3 protein-coding genes are annotated in these 4,503 nt (G+C 72.8%); 1 reads left to right on the top strand and 2 read right to left on the bottom strand.

The window, feature by feature from the left end:
* The coding region (locus ABD308_RS32055) for a helicase-related protein (protein ID WP_344342954.1) at positions 1–1,682 on the bottom strand (1,682 nt) is incomplete at its 3' end.
* Between the two features lie 4 nt (positions 1,683–1,686).
* Entirely contained in the window at positions 1,687–2,541 is an 855-nt protein-coding gene (locus ABD308_RS32050; RefSeq protein WP_344342890.1) for a class I SAM-dependent methyltransferase, read from the bottom strand.
* A gap of 416 nt (positions 2,542–2,957) precedes the next feature.
* Between ABD308_RS32050 and rpsA the strand changes: the two genes are divergently transcribed.
* Positions 2,958–4,448: a 30S ribosomal protein S1 gene (rpsA, locus tag ABD308_RS32045; protein ID WP_344342887.1), complete on the top strand. Its 1,491-nt coding sequence runs from the start codon at positions 2,958–2,960 to the stop codon at positions 4,446–4,448.
* Positions 4,449–4,503 lie beyond the last annotated feature (55 nt).

Raw genomic sequence — 4,503 nt, 5'->3', positions numbered from 1 at the left:
AGCCAGGGCAGGGCGCCGAGGGTGGTGCCGGGGGCGAGTTCGGCGGCCGTGCCGGAGGCCATCAGGTACGGACTGCGCTCGCCCGGGGCGGGTCGTTCGACCCGGGCGCGGGCGACGCGTTCGGGGAAGGCGAGGGCGACGACGAGGCCGACGGCGGTGGTGTCGGGGAGGTCGGTGGCCCGCTGGTCGGAGGTGGAGCGGCGCAGGCGGCGGACCTCCTCGCGCCAGCGGCCCGCGTACGGGTCCCGTGAGGTGCGGGCGGCGCGCAGGACGGCGGTGAGGTCGTCGCCGAGGGCGCGCGGGGGCTCCTCGGACAGGAGGGCGACCACCTCGGCGGCCCGGTCGGCGCCGACCAGGGGCGCGCCGTCCACCAGGGCGCGGGCGAGCCGGGGATGCAGCCCCGTACGGGCGAGGCGGACGCCGCGCGGGGTGGCGCGGCCTTCGGCGGAGACCGCCCCGAGGGCGACCAGCGTCTCCCGGGCGGCGGCCATCGCGCCCGTCGGGGGCCGGTCGGGCAGGGCGAGGCCGGTGGCGTCGGGGTCGCCCCAGCAGGAGGCCTGGAGGGCGAAGGACGTCAGGTCGGCGAGCGCGATCTCGGGCGTCGGGAACCGGGCGGCGAGGGCGTCCTCGGCCTCGTGCCAGCAGCGGTAGACGGTGCCCGGGGCCTCGCGCCCGGCGCGGCCGGCGCGCTGGCGGGCGGCGGCGAGCGAGGCGCGGACGGTGACCAGGGCGGCGAGTCCACGTGCGTGGTCGGTGCGCGGTTCGCGGGCGAGTCCGGCGTCCACCACGACCCGCACGCCGGGCACGGTGAGCGAGGACTCGGCGACGGCGGTGGACAGGACGACGCGGCGGGAGGCGGAGGGCGCGAGGGCGGCGTCCTGGACGGCCTGCGGCGCGCGCCCGTGCAGTTGGAGGACCTCGGCGGGCACGCCGCCGAGCTGCCCGGCGACGCGGGCGATCTCGCCGACGCCGGGCAGGAAGCAGAGCACGTCCCCGTCCCGCTCGCTCAGAGCCCGCCGTACGACGGAGGCGACGTGGTCGAGCAGCGCGAAGTCCACCCGGGTGCCGTGCGCGGGCCGCACGGCGCGCGGCGGCGGAGCCCACACCGTCTCGACCGGGTGCGAGACCCCGTGCGCCTCGACGACCGGCGCGTCGTCCAGCAACGCCGCCCAGGCGGCGGTGTCGGAGGTCGCGGAGGCGCAGACGATCCGCAGCTCGGGCCGCAGGGCGGCGCGCACGTCGAGCAGGAAGGCGAGCGCGGTGTCGGCGTCCAGGTGCCGTTCGTGGCACTCGTCGAGGACCACCACGTCGACGCCGGAGAGCTCCTGGTCGCGCTGGAGGCGCTGGAGCAGCACGCCGGTGGTGACCACCTCGACCACCGTGTCCGGCCCGACGCGCCGCTCGCCGCGCACGGTGTATCCGACCTCGCGGCCCACGGACGAGCCGAGCAGCCAGGCCATCCGCCGGGCGGCGGCCCGCACGGCGAGCCGTCGCGGTTCGGCGACGAGGACACGGCGAACAGGTCCGGAACCGAGCAGCCCGGCCAGCGCCAGCGGCACCAGGGTGGTCTTGCCGGTGCCGGGCGGCGCGGCGAGGACGGCCGCGCCGTGCTCGTCGAGCGCGCGGTGCAGCGCGGGCAGGGCGGTGCGGACGGGCAGCTCGCGCCAGGCCGGGTTCGGCAAGGTGTCAGCCCCGCTCGGTGACGAAGATCGCGGTGCCGGGGATGAGCCGTCCGCGCAGCGGCGACCAGCCGCCCCAGTCCTGCTCGTGTCCGTCCGGCCATTCGGGCTCGACGAGGTCGAGCAGCCGGAACCCGGCGGCGACGAGTTCGCGGACCCGGTCGCCGACCGTGCGGTGGTGTTCGACGTAGGTGGCCCGGCCCTGCTCGTCCTGTTCGACGTAGGGGGTGCGGTCGAAGTAGGAGGCGACGGCGGTGAGGCCTTCGACGCCGGGCTCGTCGGGGAAGGCCCAGCGGATCGGGTGGGTGACCGAGAAGACCCAGCGCCCGCCGGGCCGCAGCACCCGGTGGACCTCGCGCATCAGGGCGGCGGTGTCGGCGCTGAACGGGACGGCGCCGTAGGCGGAGCAGGCGAGGTCGAAGGAGGCGTCGGCGAAGGGCAGCACGGCGGCGTCGGCCTGGACGACCGGGACGGGCGCGGTGCCGCGGGTGAGGTCGATCCGCAGCGAGTGCTGGAGCTGGCGGTGCGAGATGTCGAGGGCGACCGGGCGGGCGCCGCGGCCGGCCAGCCAGCGCGAGCACTGGGCGGCGCCGGCGCCGATCTCCAGGACGGTGCGGCCGGCGACGTCGCCGAGCAGCCGGGCGTCCGCCTCGTCGAGGCCCTCGGGGCACCAGGTGAACCGGTCGTCGCCGAGGAACCCGCCGTGCTCGTCCTGGTACTCGTCGGCGTTGCGGTCCCACCAGTGGCGGCTGGCGCGGCTGCTCTCGCCGGTGCCGGCGGACCGCCTTACCGCGTCGTCGCCGTCCTCGTCAAGATCAATGGGGTCGGGGAGGGGGGTGCCGGTCACGGTGAGAAGGCCCATCGCGTAGGGTGTGGTCTGCGGAAGCGCCGCTGCCGTGAACCGGTCCGAGAGGCCCGGTATCCCGGCGGTGGCATCCGGGGAAGGGTCCTCCCTGCGGCCGCCACCCGTTGAGGTGCGCAATCGGAGGATATGGCCTGATCCATACCGGGCTCCACCGTCTTGCCGTTTCTGGCGTTGACCGTGCCTGGCCGTCCCCGTATGCTACAAGTTGCGCTGCGGGCCTGCGCGCCTCGGACGGAGCAGGTCGCGCTCGCATCTGTCGAAGACCCCACGGTCGCAAGACGGACGCCGATCTCCCGTACTACGGGATTTCCGGTGCGCCGTGTTCTTGGCTGTCCGGCTTTCGGTGGGAGCGATACGGGCCCTCCGCGTGGCATTACCTACGACTTCATGTCCGTACCGGAGCCCTTTTCCTAATGACGAGCCCCACCGACTCCTCCCTCAGCACCACCCCGCAGGTCGCGGTCAACGACATCGGCGACGCCGAGGCGTTCCTCGCCGCCATCGACGAGACCATCAAGTACTTCAACGATGGCGACATCGTCGAGGGCGTCATCGTGAAGGTCGACCGTGACGAGGTCCTCCTCGACATCGGTTACAAGACCGAGGGCGTCATCCCGTCCCGCGAGCTCTCGATCAAGCACGACGTCGACCCGCACGAGGTCGTCGCCGTCGGCGACAACATCGAGGCCCTGGTTCTCCAGAAGGAGGACAAGGAGGGTCGTCTCATCCTGTCCAAGAAGCGCGCTCAGTACGAGCGTGCCTGGGGCACGATCGAGAAGATCAAGGAAGAGGACGGCATCGTCACCGGTACCGTCATCGAGGTCGTCAAGGGTGGTCTCATCCTCGACATCGGCCTCCGTGGCTTCCTGCCGGCCTCGCTGGTCGAGATGCGCCGCGTCCGCGACCTCCAGCCCTACGTGGGCAAGGAGCTCGAGGCCAAGATCATCGAGCTGGACAAGAACCGCAACAACGTGGTCCTGTCCCGCCGTGCCTGGCTGGAGCAGACCCAGAGCGAGGTCCGCCAGACCTTCCTCACCACCCTGCAGAAGGGCCAGGTGCGCTCCGGCGTCGTCTCCTCGATCGTCAACTTCGGTGCCTTCGTGGACCTGGGTGGCGTCGACGGCCTGGTTCACGTCTCCGAGCTGTCCTGGAAGCACATCGACCACCCGTCCGAGGTCGTCGAGGTCGGCCAGGAGGTCACCGTCGAGGTTCTCGACGTGGACATGGACCGCGAGCGCGTCTCCCTGTCGCTGAAGGCGACCCAGGAGGACCCGTGGCAGCAGTTCGCCCGGACCCACCAGATCGGTCAGGTCGTCCCGGGTAAGGTCACCAAGCTGGTTCCGTTCGGTGCGTTCGTCCGCGTGGACGAGGGCATCGAGGGCCTGGTCCACATCTCCGAGCTGGCCGAGCGCCACGTCGAGATCCCGGAGCAGGTCGTCCAGGTCGGCGACGAGATCTTCGTCAAGGTCATCGACATCGACCTTGAGCGTCGTCGCATCAGCCTCTCGCTGAAGCAGGCCAACGAGGCGCTGGGTGCCAACCCGGCCGAGGTCGAGTTCGACCCGACCCTGTACGGCATGGCCGCGTCCTACGACGACCAGGGCAACTACATCTACCCGGAGGGCTTCGACCCCGAGGCCAACGACTGGCTGGCGGGCTACGAGAAGCAGCGTGAGGAGTGGGAGCGGCAGTACGCCGAGGCCCAGTCGCGCTTCGAGCAGCACCAGGCCCAGGTCATCAAGAGCCGCGAGGCCGACGCGGAGGCCGCTGCCGAGGGTGGCGACGCCGTCGCCGCCGCCGCGGGTGGCTCCTACTCGTCCAGCAGCGACGAGGGCTCCGGCGCCCTGGCCTCGGACGAGGCCCTGGCCGCCCTGCGCGAGAAGCTGGCCGGTGGCCAGAGCTGAGGCTCTGCCCCGCTGGTGCGTGACTAGCACATAGCGTCACCGATGAACCCCGCTC

The organism is Kitasatospora putterlickiae, assembly GCF_039527695.1.
GTDB lineage: Bacteria > Actinomycetota > Actinomycetes > Streptomycetales > Streptomycetaceae > Kitasatospora > Kitasatospora putterlickiae.
The sequence above is the reverse complement of the archived record's forward strand: the minus strand, read 5'-3'. Positions and strand labels throughout refer to the sequence as shown.

Excerpts from the sequence above, each read along its gene's own strand:
- ABD308_RS32050 (WP_344342890.1), bottom strand. The coding sequence starts at position 2,541 with ATGGGCCTTCTCACCGTGACCGGCACCCCCCTCCCCGACCCCATTGAT.
- rpsA (WP_344342887.1), top strand. The coding sequence starts at position 2,958 with ATGACGAGCCCCACCGACTCCTCCCTCAGCACCACCCCGCAGGTCGCG.